Origin of the sequence: Halorhodospira sp. 9622, from assembly GCF_022228025.1 — a bacterium.
GTDB classification, from domain to species: Bacteria; Pseudomonadota; Gammaproteobacteria; order Nitrococcales; family Halorhodospiraceae; genus Halorhodospira; species Halorhodospira halophila_A.
Window position 1 is genome coordinate 78652 of the sequence record NZ_JAJNRE010000011.1, and the last position, 15699, is coordinate 94350.

The window sequence follows — 15699 nt, forward strand, 5'->3', positions numbered from 1 at the left end:
CCCGGGTGGCAGGCGGCGTCGTCCCCGAACCGATCCACGTGGCCGCTGGGGTGCTTCGCGGCGGTGATGGCCGCGTGCTCGTCCAGTGTCGGCCGAAGCACCTGGATCACGGCGGTCTGTGGGAGTTCCCCGGGGGCAAGATCGAGCCGGGCGAGTCGGTGGCCGCGGCCCTGGTCCGCGAACTGGCCGAGGAGCTGGGCATCCGGATCCAACCGGGGGCCCTGCGCATCCGTGTCCCGTGGACGTACGGCCATCGACGGGTGGTGCTTCACGTCCTCGATGTTGCCGAGTGGTCCGGGCAGCCCCACGGCCGCGAGGGTCAGAGCCTGGACTGGCTCACCGCCGAGGAGATGGGCGGTCGGGCGTGGCCGGCTGCCAACTGGCCGATCATCCGCTCGCTGCAGCTCCCCGATCGCTACCTGATCACGCCCGCAGAGCCAACCGATGAGGCTGCCTGGCTGGACCGCGTGGACGCGGCCCTGGCGTTGGGCGTACGCCTGGTCCAGCTGCGTCGCCCGGATCTGGATCCGGCGGCCTGGGTGCGCCTGGGGCGCGCCCTGCGTGCGCGTTGTGACGCCCACGGGGCGAGGCTGCTGGCCAACGCGCCGGCGGAGCAGGCCCGGGCGGTGGGGGCCGACGGCGTGCACTGGAGCAGCCGCGCGCTGGCAGCTGGGCCAGAGCGCCCGCACTGGGCGCGCTGGGTCGGTGCCTCCTGCCACGATGCCGGCGAGCTGGAGCGCGCCGCCGCCTGCGGCGCCGATTTTGCCGTGCTTTCGCCCGTGCAGTGGACGGCCAGCCACCCCGAGCAGACCGGTATGGGATGGGCGTGTTTTGCCGAGTGGGTGGCCGGGGCGCGCCTGCCGGTCTACGCCCTCGGCGGCGTGGGGCCGGCCGATATCACGCGGGCGCGTAGCTGCGGTGGGCAGGGTGTGGCGGCCATCCGTGGCCTGCTGGCGGATCACGCCGGGGCCGGCGTGTAAGGTGGGCGCCGGTCTAGAGCGTACAGCGCGCCATTCGGAAGGAGACGTCGGCACCCACCGGTTCCGGTCGGCTGCGGGTATCCGGCTGGCGCAGGAAGCGGATGGTGACCAGGTGGCGGTTGCCACTGATCTCGGGGATGACGCCGTTCTCGATCGGAGCCTGGAGGCGCAGCATCTGGGTGACCCGGCTGTCGTAGGGGGTGCGCTGCTGCCAGGAGCCGCCCTCGGCCACCTCGTCGGCGAACGCGCCGGCATCGCGCTGGACACGTAGGGCAAAGGTGACCGCTGCGCGCAGGTCCGCGAAGCTGTCGTACCAGCGCTGCATGTCGGCCCGCCGCTCGTCGTAGGGGCGGCTCAGCCAGCGGTGGTAGCTGGGCAGGTCGAAGTTGCAGGTGCCGGCGCCGACGCCAAAGCGCTGGGTGATCAGCCCCAGCAGCTCGTCCTCGCGCAGCTCTTGGCCCAGGGCTGCGTCGGGCTCGCCGACGCGGCGCAGCAGTTGCCGGCAGCGGTCGGTCTCCTCCTGGACCCGGGAAGCGGACCAGACGCCACGGGCGCCCATGTAGGCGGTCTCGGTGGAGAGTCGGTCGAGTTCCTTGATGACCTCCGAGCGCACTTCGCCACGCTCGAGGACGTTGAGGGTGTGGATGAACGCCTCCACCGCCATGCGGCTGTCGATGATCTGCTCGCGCTCCATGGCGGCACTGGCGGTCTCCATGAGGAATTCCAGCCGCAGCAGCGTGCGCAGGCGTTCATTCAGCGGGTGCTCGTAGACGACCCAGTCCTGGTTCTTGTCACTCATCGCGGTGCGTCTCACTCCTGATCGGGGGGTGCGCGGCGGGCCCGGGCCAGCAGCTGGCGGTGCACCTCGGCCACCTGCCCGGCCAGTGAGCCGCGCGCACGGCTGTTGTCGATGACGTAATCGGCCACGGCCAGGCGCTGGCTGCGGCTCGCCTGGCTGGCCAGTCGTTGCTCGGCCGTTTCCTGCCCGAGGCCATCGCGGGCCATGAGTCGCTCGCGCTGTTGGGCCTCTGGCAGGTCGACCACCACCACCGCGTCCATGTCGCGGTCCATGCCAGTCTCAACCAATAAAGGTACCACTGCGACGGCATAAGGGGCACGCAGGCACGCCAGTCTGGCCCGCAACCGCTGCCGGATGCGTGGGTGGAGGATGGCCTCGAGGGTGCGTCGGGCCTCGTCGTCGGCGAAGATGCGCCGACCCAGGGCGGCGCGATCGAGCTGGCCGGCCTCCGTGAGCACAGCCGCGCCGAAGGTCGCGACGACGGCGGCGAGGCCCTCGGTGCCGGGCGCCACCACCTCGCGGGCCAGCAGGTCGGTGTCGATCACCGGCACGCCGCGGGCGGCGAAGAGTCCCGCCACCGTGCTCTTGCCGCTGGCGATGCCGCCGGTCAGTCCGATGCACCGGGTCTTCGCGCGCGTTGTCATACCAGCTGCCAGCCCACGCCGGCGGGCGACAGCACCAGCAGCAGCCAGCCGGCCACGGCCAGCGCCGGGCCGAAGGGCAGGGGCTGGCCGAGGGGCCGGCTGCGCACGGCGAGCAGCACCGCCACTGCCAGCCCGGTCAGGGCGGCGAAGAGCACCAGGGCCGGTAGGGCCTGCCAGCCCAGCCAGGCCCCGAGGGCGGCGGTCAGCTTGAAGTCGCCGTAGCCCATGCCCTCGCGCCCGGTGACCAGGCGGTGACCGTGGAAGATGGCCCACAGCGCCAGGTAGCCCGCCACGGCACCGAGGATGGCATCGGTGGGTGTCGGTGAGCCGGGGTCGACGATGCTCCAGATCAGGCCGAGCCAGAGCACCGGCAGGGTCAGCGCGTCCGGGAGGAGGTAGTGTTCATAGTCGATGGCCGCCGCAGCGATCAGGACCCAGGTCAGTAGCAGCGGGCCGATGATCAGCGGGGAGAGCCCGTGGCTGGCCACGACCGTCGCCGTGGCAATGCCGGTGAGCGCCTCGATGATCGGGTAGCGCGCCGGGATGCGAGCCCGGCAGCCGCGGCAGCACCCGCGCTGGAGCAGGTAGCTCAGCAGCGGGATGTTCTCCCACGCCCGCAGGCGGCGCTGGCATTGGGGGCAGTGCGACGGCGGCCAGCCCAGGTGGTAGGTCGTCTCTGCGGCGCCCTCCGACTCGGTACCGAGGATGTCCCGGGCCTCGTGGCTCCAGCGCCGCTCGAGCATAGCCGGCAGGCGGTGGACAACCACATTGAGGAAGCTGCCCACCAGCAGGCCGAGCAGGCCGGCACCGCCCCAGATGATCCATTCGGGTAACTGATTCCACGTCTCCATGGCTCTCCGCGCCTGTGCCGGGTAACGGGCGCCCATTGTAGGGGGGGCGGATCACAGTGTCGTGCCCATGCGAAAGATCGGCAGGTAGAGTGCGCCGACCACCCCGGCGGTGATGACACCGAGCAGGACGATCAGGGCCGGCTCGAGCAGGGCGCCGGCGCGCTGAAGGCGCTCCTCCAGCCGCTGCTGATGCAGCCTCGCGGCGTCGTGGAGCATCTCCTCGAGGCGTCCGCTGTTCTCGCCGATGGCCACCAGCTGGCTGATCTCCCGCGCCTCGGGAAGGTGCTCGCGCAGGGCCGCGGCCAGTGGCTCGCCCGCCTCGATGCGTTTGTGCAGTCGGCTCAGGCGCGGCCCCAGGCCGGCGCCCCCGGCCGCATCGGCCGCGCGCGGCAGGGCTTCGAGCAGGGGTACACCGGCACCGTACAGGCGCGCCAGGGTGGCTGCCCAGCGGGCCAGTGCCGCCTCGAGCAGGAGGCCGCCGAGCCAGGGCAGGCGGGCAACGAGTGCGGCGAGTCGCTGCCGTCGGACCGGATGACGGCGCACCGCCATTGTGAGGGCCATGCCTGCTGCCAGGCCGCCGAGCACCACCACTGGTGCCGCCACAGCGAAAAGCTCGGAAGCGGTCAGCACGGCCCGTGTTGGGGCCGGCAGGGGCTCGCCCCCCTGTTGGAACAAGCCCTCGAAGCGGGGGACCACCGCCGTCAGCAGCAGGCTGATCAAGGCCAGGGCGGCTGTCGCCACCACCGCCGGGTAGCTCAGGGCGCGGCGCAGCAGTGCGACGATGGCCGCCTCGCGCTCGATCTCGGTGGCGACGCTGCCGAGGGCTGCGGGTAGGTCGCCGGTCCACGTGCCGGCGGCGAGCAGGGCGCCATGGACCGGGCGCAGCCCCGGAAACTGACTGCGGAAGGCGGTGGCCGGATCGGTGCCACGCTCGACCGCGTGGCGCACCCCGCGCAACCCCTGGCGCAGCGCCGGTGTGGGGGCCTGGGCCGCCGCCACGCGCAGGGCCTCGCTCAACGGCGCCCCGGCCTCCAGCACCGAGGCCAGCCGGCGGAGGGCGGCGGCGCGCTCGACGCTGCGCGTGCGGCGCCGCCGGGGTCGGGCCGGTTGGCGCCGCACGTCGGTCACCGCCACCCCCCACTCGGCCAGGGCGTAACGCAGGGCGGCCGGTGAATCGGCGTGGCAGCTTCCGCCCAGGCGACGCCCGCCGCGGTCGAGGCCACGCCAGCTCAGGCGGGCCAAGAGTCGGCCTCGTGGGTGACCCGACGCAGCTCGGTGGCGCTGGTCTCGCCGGCCTCCACCAGCGGCCAACCGGCGTCGTGCAGGTCCGGGATGCCGTCCGCCCGGGCGCGTGTCTCGATCTCGCGGGCCGAGGCCCCGGCGAGTACGGCATCGGCCACCGTCCGCGTGAGTGGCATGACCTGGAAGACACCGCGTCGCCCGCAGTAGCCGTCCTGACACTGTGAACAGCCGCGGCGGGCGTAGTCGCCGGGCGGTTCCGCCGCTGCCGGTTGCGCCGGCGAACTCGTGGCGTCGCGGCAGGTCGGGCAGAGGCGGCGCACCAGACGCTGTGCCACCACCAGGGAGAGGCTGGAGGCCAGATCGTGGCCAGGCAGGCCCATCTGTGCCAGGCGCTCTACCGCCCCGGGGGCGCTGCGCGTGTGCAGGGTGGAGAGGACCAGGTGACCGGTCTGCGCCGCCTTGACGGCGATGGCTGCGGTCTCGGCGTCGCGGATCTCGCCGACCATGATCACGTCCGGGTCCTGGCGCAGGAAGGCGCGCAAGGCCCGGGCGAAGTCGATGCCGGCGCGGCGGTTGACGGCCACGTGGGTCACCCCGGGGGTGTCCAGTTCCACGGGATCCTCGACGGCGCAGATGTTGCGCTCGGGGGTGTTCAGCCGGCGCAGCGCAGCGTGCAGCGTCGCCGTCTTGCCGGAGCCGGTGGGTCCGGTGACCAGGATCAGGCCGTCGGGGCGGTCAAGGGCTGCCTCCAGGGCCTGCCGGGCGGGATCGGGCAGGCCCAGGGCCTCGAGGGTGGTCGGGGCGTCCTGCTCGATCAGGCGCAAGACCAGCTTTTCGCCGTGGACCCCGGGACAGCTGGCGACGCGGAACTGCACGCGGTGGCCGTCACCGTCGCGGGCTTCCAGGCGACCGTCCTGCGGCAGGCGCTGCTCGGCGACGTCCATCCCAGCGAGCAGTTTGATGCGCGCGGCGATGCGCCCGTGCAGGGCGGCCGGCGGGGCCTCGGCTTCGCGCAGCAGGCCGTCGATACGCAGGCGCACGCGGATCCGGTCGGCTTCCGGCTGAAGGTGGATGTCCGAGGCCCGACGCCGCACGGCGTCGGCCAGGAGACGGTCCACGAGGCGGACCGTGGCACGATCGTCGTCCATGATGCGTTCTCCTTCGGCTTCGTCCCTGAAGCGAAGCTCCAGCGTAGACCGGTCGGCCCCGACGGGGGAAGGGGGCTACCAGTGGAAGCGCTGGTACCGCGGTTTGATCGGCAGCTTGCCGCGCCAGTACTGGATCAGCAGGAAGCCGACCACCATGCCGCCGAGGTGGGCGAAGTGGGCGATGCCGGCCACCGTGCCGGTGATGCCGGCGAACAACTCGAACGCGCCGTAGCCGATGACGAAGTACTTCGCCTTGATCGGGATTGGCGGGATGAGCAGCATCAGCCGGTAGTTGGGGAACATCATGCCGAAGGCCAGGAGGATGCCGAACACCCCGCCCGAGGCGCCGACGGTCGGGTAGATCTGGCCATCCGCCGCTGCCTGGGTGGCGACGAACAGCTGGACCAGACCGGCGCCGATGACGCAGATGAAGAAGTAGAGCGCGAAGGTCCGTGAGCCCCACGCGTACTCCAGGTGGACGCCGAGGATCCACATGGCGAAGAGGTTCACGAACAGGTGCAGCAGCCCGCCGTGCAGGAAGCCGTAGGTGAGCAGCTGCCAGATTTGGAAATCGGGTAGCGGCCCCATGGTCGGGGGTAGGTCCAGCCCCCCGGTCAGCGGCCAGAGTCCGAAGACGGTGATCAGCAGTTGCGGCCCGATCACGATCTGCAGCAGGAAGATGAGGATGTTCGCCGTCAGCAGGAAGCCGATGACCGGCGGAAAGTTCGACAGGGTGGGCGGGCCAGCGTTGTCCATCTCGGGGCTCGGGTCTCCAGTCGGTCTCCAGGGGTCAGTATCGCCGGTGCCCGGCTGCTTGCCTACGGCAGCGGCAGATCTTCCGGCGGGCTATCGGTGCCGAAGTGCAGGGTGATCTCCACCCGGCGGTTTTCGGCGCGCCCCTCGGCGGTCTCGTTGTCGGCGATCGGGCGGATGTCGCCGTAGCCGATGGCGCGCATCCGTCGCGGGTCCAGGCCCTGTTGCTCGAGGTAGCGCAGAACGGCACTGGCCCGCGCCGAGGAGAGCTCCCAGTTCGACGGGAACTGCTCGGTGGCGATGGGGATGTTGTCGGTATGCCCCTCCACCGACAGGCGCACCCCGGTGGCCTCGAGGATCGGGACCAGCTCGTCGATGGCGTCCTGGCCTTCGGCCTGGAGTTCGGCCCGTCCGGTCTCGAAGAGTACGGCGTCGTCGAGCCGGAAGGTGAGGGTCTCCTCCTCGCCCACGGCCTGGATGCCGGCCTCCTCGAGTTCCGCGGGGACTTCAACGGGGTCGGGCTCATCCAGCGGGGCCGGCAGCCCCTCGAGCACGCTGGGGTCACCCTCGAGGATATGCTCGCGCCCCTCCAGGACGCCGTCGCCGAGGCCCTCGCGGTCATCGTCCTCCTCCGGCTCGAGCAGTGCGAGGAGGATGACGAAAACGATCAGCAGGAGGGTGATGACGTCGAGGTAGACCAGCAGCCAGCTGTTGTCCTCCTCCTTGTCGCCCTCCGGCTGGACCTGCCGGTTGAACTGTCGGGTGCGGCGGTTGCTGGGGGTCTGCTCGGCCACGATTTGCCCCCGGGGTCAGCGCTCGGCGCCGGCGGGGCGGTCGCCGCCGCGCGCCTCCGGCCTGCCACCGCCCTGGCCGCCAGTCGGGGAGTTGGCGGCGGCCGCGGCGCGCTGGCTGGTCTCCTCGAGCTGCTGGATCAGGTCCGGGTCCCGGATCTCGTCCTTGTACTGGGCGATGAACGAGTGCAGCGTCTCGCGCATGAGGGTCGGGTTGCGCTTCTGGCACATCAGCGAGATGCCCTGGAGGATCATGTTCAGGGTCACCAGCCGCTGCTCGGTGCGCCGCTCGAGCTTCACCGCGATGGGCTTGAGGACGAGGTTGGCGAGGAGGATGCCATAGAACGTGGTCAGCAGTGCTACGCCCATCTGCTGGCCGATCTGGGCGATGTCGCCGTCGTCGAGGATGAACATCATGTTGATCAGCCCCACCAGGGTGCCGATCATGCCGAACGCCGGCGCAAAGGAGGCCATGACCCGGAAGATCTGCGCCTCGGCGTGTTCCTTGGCGCGCAGCCGCTGGATGCGCCACTGCAGCAGGTCGAGGATGTCCTCCTCCGGTGTCAGGTCGATGAGCAGCTGCACCCCGGTGCGCAGGAAGGGGTTGGCCACGTTCTCCAGCGCGTCCTCCACCGCCCGCACGTCACCCTTGAACCAGAGCTGCGAGATGCGGATCAGCTCCTCCATGTCGTCGCGGGTGTAGACGCGCTCGTTGCGGATGACGATCCACACCAGGCGGAAGACCCGCAGGACCTCGTCCATGGGGTAGGCGAGGAAGGTGGCGGCCAGGGTGCCGCCGATGACGATCGCCAAGCCGGGGAAGTTGAGGAAGACCAGCGCCTCTTCCGCGGCGATGAACAGCACGGAGCCGACCAGGATCAACCCGCCGATGATGCCGACCAGGGTAGACGGGTTCATGGGGGTGCGGCCCTCTGCTGCCTAGCCGGTGCTGCTGGTGGCGTCCCGCAGGGCGCCAAGCAGATCCTCGCGGGCGATCACGCCGACCACGCGACCTTCGTCATCGACCACCGGGAACCCCTTGGTGCGCATGTCCACCATGCGCTGCAGGACGCGGGTCAGGGGCAGGTCCGGTGGCACCGTGATGGGCTCGCGGGTCATGACCTCGTGGACCGGACGCTCCATGATGGCGTCGTAGCGCGGCACCATGGCGTCCGGGGTGAAGGTGAACGCCTTGAGCAGGTCGAGCTTGGTGGCCAGCCCGAGCAGCCGCTGCTGCTCGTCCACCACGGGCACGCCGTTGAAGTCGTGGGCGTCGAACAGGCGCTGGAGCTCGCGCAGCGGGGTCTCGTGGCCCACCGTCTTCGGCGCCGTGGTCATGTAATCGCTTACGCGGTAGCTGAGGAAGTCGTACATGGTCTCCCGTTCGCCTTGTCTGCCCCGGCGGTCGCGCCCCTCGCCTCCGACTATGACACGCCCGCGCGGGGCGAGACCAGACGCCTCAGCGCGAACTCCGCGCCCCGCTGCTGCGCCGGCGCGAAGACGGTCCACGTCCGTTCTGCCCCCCGGAACGGCGCGGGCCTCCGCCGTTGCGCGGCTTGCGCGGCATCTTCGGCGGCGCCAGCTCGGCGAAATACTCCTGCGGCGGCGGCGCCGAGGGGATCTTCTCGGTCAGGTACGCCTCGATGTCCGGCAGCGAGAAGACGTATTCATCGCAGGCCAGGGAGATGGCATCGCCGCTCTCGCCGGCACGCGCCGTGCGCCCGATGCGGTGGACGTAGTCCTCCGGATCGTTGGGCAGGTCGAAGTTGATGACGTGGCTGACGGCGTCGATGTGCAGCCCGCGAGCAGCCACGTCGGTGCCGACCAGCACCGGCAGATCGCCGCTGCGGAAGCGTTCAAGCAGCTGTTCGCGCTTGTTCTGCGGGATGTCGCCGGAGATGACCGCCGCCTCGATGCCGTTGCCCTTGAGGTAGCCCACCAGGCGCTCGGCGGCGCGCTTGGTGTTGGCGAAGATCAGGGTACGCCGTGGGTCGATGTGCTGCAGCAGCCCGACCACGAAGGAGGTCTTGTCCTCCTTGGCCACGTGGTAGAGCGTCTGGCGGACGTGATCGGCGGTGCGCTGCTCGCTCTCTACCGCCACCCGGGGTGGGTCGCCCATGTGCTCCCAGGCCAGCTCCATGACCCGGTAGGAGAGGGTGGCGGAGAACAGCAGGTTGAGCCGCTGCTCGGCCCGGGGCATGCGCCGGAGCAGGAAGCGGATGTCCGAGATGAAGCCGAGGTCGAACATGCGATCGGCCTCGTCAAGGACCACCACCTCGATGTTGCGCAGGCTGAAGACCTTCTGCTTGTAAAAGTCGATGATCCGCCCGGGTGTGCCGATGATGACATCGACCCCGTCCTGGAGCTGCTGGCGCTGCGAATCGTAGCCGGTGCCACCGTAGACGGCGGCGAACTTCAGGCCGGTGTAGGCACCGATCTGCTCGGCGTCGTGGTAGATCTGCAGGGCCAGCTCGCGGGTCGGGGCGAGCATGATCGCCCAGGGGCCGACGGCGTCCTCGTCCACCGGATGGCTCATCAGATGGTGGAGGGTGGCGATGACAAAGGCGGCGGTCTTGCCGGTTCCGGTCTGCGCCTCGCCGGCGATGTTGCCGCCGGCCAGCGTCCGGGGCAGGGTCTCCGCCTGGATCGGGGTGCAGTGGGTCAGGCCCGCGTCATCGAGTCCGTCGAGCACCGCGTCGTGGATGGGTAGGTCGGTAAAACGCTGATCGGTCAGGTGAGTTTCGCTCATGCCGTTCAGGGTACCGGACTCCGCCGCCGCCCGCTAGCCGCCGGGCGGCTCTCCCTGTACGGTGTCCGGCGTAAGGTGGCCGATTGGCGGGAGGTCCCGTGGTCTGGGCAACGAGCAGGGCGCCGCGGCGCGAGGTGTTCGGCTGGGCGATGTTCGATTTCGCCAATCAGGCCTACACCCTGCTGATCATCACCGTCATCTACGGCGACCTGTTCACACGGGTGATCGTCGGCGACGGCGGCGACGACTACCGGCTGGGCAACCTGCTGTGGAGCACGGCGCTGGCGCTGAGCTATCTGGGCGTGGTGGCCACCGCGCCGATCTTCGGCGCGGTCATGGATTACGCGGCGGCCAAGCGCCGCTTCCTTTTCCTCAGCTATATCACCACCGTCGCCGCCACCGCGGCGCTCTACTGGGTGGAGCCGGGATACGTCGTCCTCGGTTTCGTGCTGATCGTGATCTCCAGTTACGCCTACTCCATGGGCGAGGCGTTCATCGCCGGTTTCCTGCCGGATATCGCCGGGCCGCGGGAGATGGGCCGGGTCTCGGGGCTGGGCTGGTCGCTGGGCTACATCGGCGGGCTGTTCGCCACCGCGTTCACGGTGCTGGTCCTCGGCGAGGTCAGTGAGGAGAACTTCGACCGCATCCGCTGGGTGGGGCCCTTCGCCGCCGCGTTCTTCCTGATCTGTGCCATCCCCACCTTCCTGTGGCTGCGCGAGCGCGGCCAGGCGCGCCGGCTGCCGGCCGGGCGGGGCTATATCCGGCTCGGTGCCGAGCGTGTCGGGCGCACCCTGCGCAGCCTCGGCTACCTGCGCGATCTGGCCGTGTTTATGGTCTCACTGCTGATGGCCATGTCGGGGCTGGCCATCGTCATCGCCTACGCCTTCATCTACGGGGCCCAGGTGATCGGCTGGGACGAGCGGGCCCGGCTGATCATGTTCGTGGTGACCCAGTTCTCGGCGGCGGCCGGTGCCATCGGCTTCGGCCTGACCCAGGATCGTTTCGGTGCCAAGCGCACCTACATGGTGACCCTGGTGATGTGGGTGGCGGCGATCCTGCTGATCTGGCTCACGCCGGAGCTGACCGAAGCGCTCAACCGCTGGCTGGGCACGCAGTGGCAGGCACAGTACGTGTTCCTCGCCGCCGGGGTGGCTGCCGGCCTGGCCTTGGGCTCGTGCCAGTCCGCCGGGCGGACGCTGGTGGGCCTGTTCGCACCGCCGGGGCGCGCCGCGGAGTTCTTCGGGTTCTGGGGGTTGGCGACCAAGCTGGCCGCCGCCGGCGGCTTGGTCGGCGTTGGTGCGCTGCAGGCGGCCGTCGGCCTGCAGTCGGCGATCCTGCTGTGTGCGGTGCTGTTCGCCGGTGCCTTCCTGGTCGCCCTGGGGGTCGACGAGGCGCGGGGTCGGGCACGGGGACAGGCTTTGGTAGAGTGAGGCGGGTCGGAATCGATACAGGGAGGGGCCGTCGTGGCCGAGCGTGTCTGGGTTTGTACCGTGTGTGGCTGGATGTACGACGAGAGTCAGGGGGTCCCGGACGAGGGGATCGAGCCGGGGACTGCCTTTGAGGATCTGCCGGAGGGCTTCCTCTGCCCGGAGTGCAGCGCCGGCAAGGAGGCCTTCGAGCCGATGGAGGTGTGAGGTCGACGTGGAGAAGCGAGCAAGTCAACTGACGGGGGTCTACGCGGTGACCCAGCCCCGCCCCGATCTCGAGGATGCCGTGGCGGCCGTGCTGCGCGGCGGGGTGGGGATCGTCCAGTACCGCGATAAGGGTGACGACGGCGAGCGTCGGCGGCGTGAGGCGACGGCGCTGCGTCGGCTCTGCGCGGACGCGGATGCCCTATTCCTGGTCAATGATGACGTGGCCCTGGCCGAGGCCGTCGGGGCCCACGGGGTCCACCTGGGCCGCGACGACGGCTCCGTGACAGCGGCCCGGCAGCGGCTGGGCGATGCCGCCTGGATCGGCGTATCGTGCTACGACGACCTGGAGCGGGCCCGCCGGCTGGTGGCCGAGGGGGCGGACTACGTGGCCTTCGGCAGTGTCTTCCCCTCGCCGACCAAGCCGGAGTCCGGCCTGGCGCCCATGGAGCTGCTGCGCACCGGGCGCGAGGCCACGGGCTGTCCGACCGTCGCCATCGGCGGGATCGACGCCGGGAACCTCCACGAGGTGGCCGCCGCAGGGGCCGACGCCGCTGCCGTGGTCAGCGCGCTATTCGCCGCCGAGGATGCGGAGGCGGCGGCCCGGCAGCTCGTCGCCCAGTGGCAGCGCAGTCGGTAGAATCCCGTCCCGAGACCGAATCACAAGACAAGAGGAGTACCCATGCAGCGCACCCATCAGTTGTTCCAGCAGGCCCGGGAGCTGATCCCCGGCGGTGTCAACTCCCCGGTGCGCGCGTTCAAGGGGGTCGGCGGCGAACCGATCTTCTTCGAGCGCGGCGAGGGGCCGTACATGTGGGACGTGGACGGCAAGCGCTACGTCGACTACGTCTGCTCTTGGGGGCCGCTGGTCGCCGGTCACGCGGATCCCGAGATCGTCCGGCGCGTGCAGGAGACCGCCGCGCGTGGGCTGTCCTTCGGGACCCCGGTGGAACTCGAGGTGGAGATGGCCCGCACCCTCTGCCAGCACGTGCCGTCGCTGGAAATGGTGCGCCTGGTCAACTCCGGCACGGAGGCGACCATGAGCGCCCTGCGCCTGGCTCGTGGCTTCACCGGGCGCGACAAGATCGTCAAGTTCCAGGGCAATTACCACGGCCACGTCGACGCGCTGCTGGCCCAGGCCGGTTCCGGGGCCCTGACCCTGGGCGTGCCCGGGTGCCCCGGCGTCCCGGAGGCTGTGGTCGCCGAGACCCTGACCGTGCCCTACAACGACATCGAGGCGGTGGAGCAGTGCTTCAACGAGCATGGTAGCGAGATCGCCGCGGTGATCGTCGAGCCGGTGGCCGGCAACATGAACTGCGTGCCGCCGGTGCCCGGTTTCCTGGAGAAGCTGCGCGAGGTCTGCGACCGCACCGACGCCCTGCTGATCTTCGATGAGGTCATGACCGGCTTCCGCGTCGGGCCGCAGTGCGCCCAGGGGCGCTACGGCATCACCCCGGACCTGACCTGCCTGGGTAAGGTGGTCGGCGGCGGCATGCCGGTGGGCGCCTTCGGCGGCCGGCGCGAGATCATGGAAGGGTTGGCCCCCACCGGTGGCGTCTACCAAGCCGGGACGCTCTCCGGCAATCCGGTGACCATGGCCGCCGGGCTGGCGACCCTGGAGCGGATCACCGCCCCGGGGGCGTTCGAGGGTCTGGAGCAGACCACCACGCGCGTGGTCGACGGCATCAAGGAGCGGGCCGATGCCGCCGGCATCCCGCTGGCCACGAACCAGGCCGGGAGCATGTTCGGCCTGTTCTTCACGGAAGACGCGCCGGTCACCCGCTTCGACCAGGTCAAGGCCTGCGACCTCGAGGCGTTCAACCGCTTCTTCCACGCCATGCTGGAAGAGGGCGTCTACCTGGCGCCGGCGGCCTTCGAGGCCGGCTTCGTCTCGCTGGCCCACGACGACACGGCGGTGCAGGAGACCCTGGACGCCGCCGAGCGTGCCTTCGCCCGCGTCTAGGCGGGTGCGGGCGCGCGCGGGTGGGCCGCTGCCGGCCCGGACCTGCGCATCCACGGATCCGGCGGGGCTGCGGCCCCTCCGGATCTTTTTATCTGCGGGCAGGTCTGTCCCGAGCGGGGACCGACAGCCTGGAGCAGCGAACTGATGGATCTCTCCTGGATCGCCGGTCTGCTCGACTGGGTGGCGGCTCACCCGGGCTGGGCCACCTTGGTCATCTTCCTCATCGCCCTCTGCGAGGGGGTGGTGGTGGCCGGTCTGATCGTCCCCGGTGCCACGCTGCTGTTCTTCGCGGGGGCCCTGGTGGGCACCGGGCATCTGGAGCTATGGCCGAGTCTGGTCGCCGCCTTTTCCGGGGCTTTCGTCGGCGACTCCATCAGCTATTGGCTCGGTCGCCACTTCGGCGATCGGCTGCGCACCTACTGGCCGCTGCGCCGCTACCCCGGTGCCCTCGCCAAGGGGGACGCCTTCTTCGCTGCTCACGGTGGCAAGAGCCTCTTCTTTGGACGTTTCGTGGGCCCGGTGCGGGGGATCATCCCGGCCATCGCCGGCATGATGAACATGCCGCCGCGGCCCTTCCTGCTCGTGAACCTGGTCTCGGCGGTGCTCTGGGCGCCGGCCTACCTGCTGCCAGGGATGGTCTTCGGCGCCTCGCTGGCCGTGGCCGCATCGGTGTCGCTGCGCCTTGGGGCGCTGCTGCTGATCGCCCTGATCGCTGTTTGGGCCGGCTGGTGGCTGGCGCGCCACCTGATCGCGCCGCGCCTGCGCCGGGCGGCGGCCCTGATCGCCTGGCGGGCCCGGGCCTGGGGACGGGTTCATCCGGTGGCCGCCCAGGTGCTTAGTGGTCCGCGCCACGCCCTGCGCGCATTCAGTTATGGCGCCGGGTGGATCTGGTGGGCGGCGCTGCTCGCCCTGATGGTGCTGACCCTGTACCAGGGGTGGTGGGGCGGGCCAACGCTGGTGGACGAGGCGCTGCTGGCGGTGCTGATGAGCGAACTGGATACCGGCCTGCGCGCGGCTTTCGTCATGCCGGCCCTGCTCCTCGAGCCGCAGGCCTGGGTGCCGGCCTGGCTGGCCGGGGTGGCCTGGGTGGCCTGGGGCGGTCGCCTGCGGGTGGCCGCCGTGCTCGGCCTGATCGTCCCTGCAGCGGCCCTGTTGGCGGTGCTGCTGGGGGTGGTCAGTGGCAACTTGAGCACCGCCACGCTCTACCGCGGCGCCCCACCGCTGGCCTTCCCGTCGCCGGCGCTGGCCGGCTTCACGACGCTGGTCCTGGCCTCAGGGGTCCTGGCCACGGTGGCCTACGGGCCGCTGCGCCGCCCGGTGCAGGTGGTGGGGGTGGGGATCCCGCTGCTGGCCGCAATCGGCGGTGTGGTGGTCGGGGATTTGTGGCTGGCGGATGCGGTGGGCGGCCTGCTGCTGGGCGTGGTCATCGCCGGGCTGGTGGTGCTGGCGCGCACGGCTTCACAGCGGCGCCTTCCGGAGCGAACCTTGCCGGCCATCGTGGCCCTGGTCCTGGTGGCTGGGGTGGTGGTGAAGGCGGCGTTGATCCTCCCCGAGGAGCGCCAGCGCTTCGTCGCCCAGGCCGATCCGCCGGAGCTGACGGTTGCCGAGTGGCTGGAGGTGGGGCCGGCGCACCCGTTCGGACGGGAACTGCGTTGGCTTGACGGCGGCCGCCGTGCGGTGGACCTGCAGTGGTTGGCGGAGCCGGAGACACTGGTTGCCCGGCTCGATGAAGCCGGCTGGCAGGAGCCCCAGCGCCGCCTCTACGGGGCGTTGCGCTGGTTGCAGCCGGAGCCGGATCTGTACCGAATGGCGCCGCTGCCGCGCTGGTACCGGGGGCGTCTGCCGGCGCTGATTCGGGTGATACCGGCCGATTCGGAGCGACGGTTGGTACTGCGCCTGTGGCCGGCGCCGATGAGCGTCACGGGCGAGGCGGCATCGGTGTGGCTGGTCAGCCTGGAGGTGGAGCGCATCCAGAGCGGCTGGCCGGTGGCGGCGATCCAGTCTCGGCCGGTGACACCCGGTGAGCGCATCCGTGTGGTGGATCGGCTGTTGACCACGGGGGATCTACGCATCCTGGAGCCGGCACAGCCGATCCGCATCTTGCCCGCCCGGGCCCTGTCCGGCGACGCTGGTCGCTGACCCCCCCCG

16 protein-coding genes are annotated in these 15699 nt (G+C 70.8%); 6 read left to right on the forward strand and 10 right to left on the reverse strand.

Features of this window, described 5'->3' with window-relative positions; genetic code table 11:
- Window positions 1–5 precede the first annotated feature (5 nt).
- Window positions 6–980 carry a Nudix family hydrolase gene (locus LRG07_RS08095; protein ID WP_370641524.1) on the forward strand — a complete coding sequence of 325 codons (975 nt, stop codon included), beginning with the start codon at window positions 6–8 and terminating at the stop codon, window positions 978–980.
- A gap of 13 nt (window positions 981–993) precedes the next feature.
- On the opposite strand, the gene zapD is transcribed toward LRG07_RS08095, so the two are convergent.
- The 10 genes from zapD to LRG07_RS08145 form a co-directional block, all read right to left on the reverse strand.
- Window positions 994–1779 carry a cell division protein ZapD gene (zapD, locus tag LRG07_RS08100; RefSeq protein WP_201172209.1) on the reverse strand — a complete coding sequence of 262 codons (786 nt, stop codon included), beginning with the start codon at window positions 1777–1779 and terminating at the stop codon, window positions 994–996.
- Window positions 1780–1790: 11 nt separating this feature from the next.
- Window positions 1791–2423 (reverse strand): dephospho-CoA kinase, encoded by a 633-nt coding sequence (gene coaE, locus LRG07_RS08105; protein ID WP_201172208.1) that lies wholly within the window; start codon window positions 2421–2423, stop codon window positions 1791–1793.
- The gene (locus LRG07_RS08110) at window positions 2420–3274 is read right to left on the reverse strand and encodes an A24 family peptidase (RefSeq protein WP_238642123.1); all 855 of its coding nucleotides are present in this window, start codon (window positions 3272–3274) and stop codon (window positions 2420–2422) included. The genes coaE and LRG07_RS08110 overlap by 4 nt, the downstream gene beginning before the upstream one ends.
- Before the next feature lie 51 nt (window positions 3275–3325).
- A complete protein-coding gene (locus LRG07_RS08115; RefSeq protein WP_238642124.1) occupies window positions 3326–4516 on the reverse strand; it encodes a type II secretion system F family protein in 1191 nt (396 codons plus the stop codon).
- Window positions 4504–5664, reverse strand: a complete 1161-nt coding sequence (locus tag LRG07_RS08120) for a GspE/PulE family protein (RefSeq protein ID WP_238642125.1) — start codon at window positions 5662–5664, stop codon at window positions 4504–4506. The genes LRG07_RS08115 and LRG07_RS08120 overlap by 13 nt, the downstream gene beginning before the upstream one ends.
- A 75-nt stretch (window positions 5665–5739) precedes the next feature.
- On the reverse strand, window positions 5740–6420 hold the full coding sequence (locus LRG07_RS08125; RefSeq protein WP_201172200.1) for a rhomboid family intramembrane serine protease: 681 nt from the start codon (window positions 6418–6420) through the stop codon (window positions 5740–5742).
- 62 nt (window positions 6421–6482) lie between these two features.
- Entirely contained in the window at window positions 6483–7211 is a 729-nt protein-coding gene (locus LRG07_RS14055; protein WP_201172198.1) for an OmpA family protein, read from the reverse strand.
- A 15-nt stretch (window positions 7212–7226) separates the two neighbouring features.
- Entirely contained in the window at window positions 7227–8126 is a 900-nt protein-coding gene (locus tag LRG07_RS08135) for a motility protein A (RefSeq protein ID WP_238634023.1), read from the reverse strand.
- Between the two features lie 21 nt (window positions 8127–8147).
- Window positions 8148–8582 (reverse strand): HPP family protein, encoded by a 435-nt coding sequence (locus LRG07_RS08140; RefSeq protein ID WP_201172183.1) that lies wholly within the window; start codon window positions 8580–8582, stop codon window positions 8148–8150.
- A gap of 85 nt (window positions 8583–8667) precedes the next feature.
- Entirely contained in the window at window positions 8668–9957 is a 1290-nt protein-coding gene (locus LRG07_RS08145; RefSeq protein ID WP_201172170.1) for a DEAD/DEAH box helicase, read from the reverse strand.
- Between the two features lie 149 nt (window positions 9958–10106).
- Between LRG07_RS08145 and LRG07_RS08150 the strand changes: the two genes are divergently transcribed.
- The 5 genes from LRG07_RS08150 to LRG07_RS08170 all read left to right on the forward strand — a co-directional run bounded on the left by LRG07_RS08150 (window position 10107) and on the right by LRG07_RS08170 (window position 15690).
- Window positions 10107–11387 carry an MFS transporter gene (locus LRG07_RS08150; RefSeq protein ID WP_238634027.1) on the forward strand — a complete coding sequence of 427 codons (1281 nt, stop codon included), beginning with the start codon at window positions 10107–10109 and terminating at the stop codon, window positions 11385–11387.
- 33 nt (window positions 11388–11420) lie between these two features.
- Window positions 11421–11591, forward strand: a complete 171-nt coding sequence (locus LRG07_RS08155) for a rubredoxin (protein WP_201172163.1) — start codon at window positions 11421–11423, stop codon at window positions 11589–11591.
- A gap of 7 nt (window positions 11592–11598) precedes the next feature.
- Window positions 11599–12228 (forward strand): thiamine phosphate synthase, encoded by a 630-nt coding sequence (gene thiE, locus LRG07_RS08160; RefSeq protein WP_201172160.1) that lies wholly within the window; start codon window positions 11599–11601, stop codon window positions 12226–12228.
- A 42-nt stretch (window positions 12229–12270) separates the two neighbouring features.
- Window positions 12271–13551: a glutamate-1-semialdehyde 2,1-aminomutase gene (gene hemL, locus LRG07_RS08165; RefSeq protein WP_201172158.1), complete on the forward strand. Its 1281-nt coding sequence runs from the start codon at window positions 12271–12273 to the stop codon at window positions 13549–13551.
- Between the two features lie 144 nt (window positions 13552–13695).
- Complete coding sequence (locus tag LRG07_RS08170) at window positions 13696–15690, forward strand: DedA family protein (RefSeq protein ID WP_201242690.1); 1995 nt, start codon at window positions 13696–13698, stop codon at window positions 15688–15690.
- Window positions 15691–15699: the final 9 nt, after the last annotated feature.

What these genes read in the sequence shown, in the direction of transcription:
- zapD (WP_201172209.1), bottom strand. Translation starts at nt 1,779, where the DNA reads ATGAGTGACAAGAACCAGGACTGGGTCGTCTACGAGCACCCGCTGAAT.
- coaE (WP_201172208.1), bottom strand. Translation starts at nt 2,423, where the DNA reads ATGACAACGCGCGCGAAGACCCGGTGCATCGGACTGACCGGCGGCATC.
- LRG07_RS08110 (WP_238642123.1), bottom strand. Translation starts at nt 3,274, where the DNA reads ATGGAGACGTGGAATCAGTTACCCGAATGGATCATCTGGGGCGGTGCC.
- LRG07_RS08120 (WP_238642125.1), bottom strand. Translation starts at nt 5,664, where the DNA reads ATGGACGACGATCGTGCCACGGTCCGCCTCGTGGACCGTCTCCTGGCC.
- LRG07_RS08125 (WP_201172200.1), bottom strand. Translation starts at nt 6,420, where the DNA reads ATGGACAACGCTGGCCCGCCCACCCTGTCGAACTTTCCGCCGGTCATC.
- LRG07_RS08135 (WP_238634023.1), bottom strand. Translation starts at nt 8,126, where the DNA reads ATGAACCCGTCTACCCTGGTCGGCATCATCGGCGGGTTGATCCTGGTC.
- LRG07_RS08140 (WP_201172183.1), bottom strand. Translation starts at nt 8,582, where the DNA reads ATGTACGACTTCCTCAGCTACCGCGTAAGCGATTACATGACCACGGCG.
- LRG07_RS08145 (WP_201172170.1), bottom strand. Translation starts at nt 9,957, where the DNA reads ATGAGCGAAACTCACCTGACCGATCAGCGTTTTACCGACCTACCCATC.
- LRG07_RS08150 (WP_238634027.1), top strand. Translation starts at nt 10,107, where the DNA reads ATGTTCGATTTCGCCAATCAGGCCTACACCCTGCTGATCATCACCGTC.
- hemL (WP_201172158.1), top strand. Translation starts at nt 12,271, where the DNA reads ATGCAGCGCACCCATCAGTTGTTCCAGCAGGCCCGGGAGCTGATCCCC.
- LRG07_RS08170 (WP_201242690.1), top strand. Translation starts at nt 13,696, where the DNA reads ATGGATCTCTCCTGGATCGCCGGTCTGCTCGACTGGGTGGCGGCTCAC.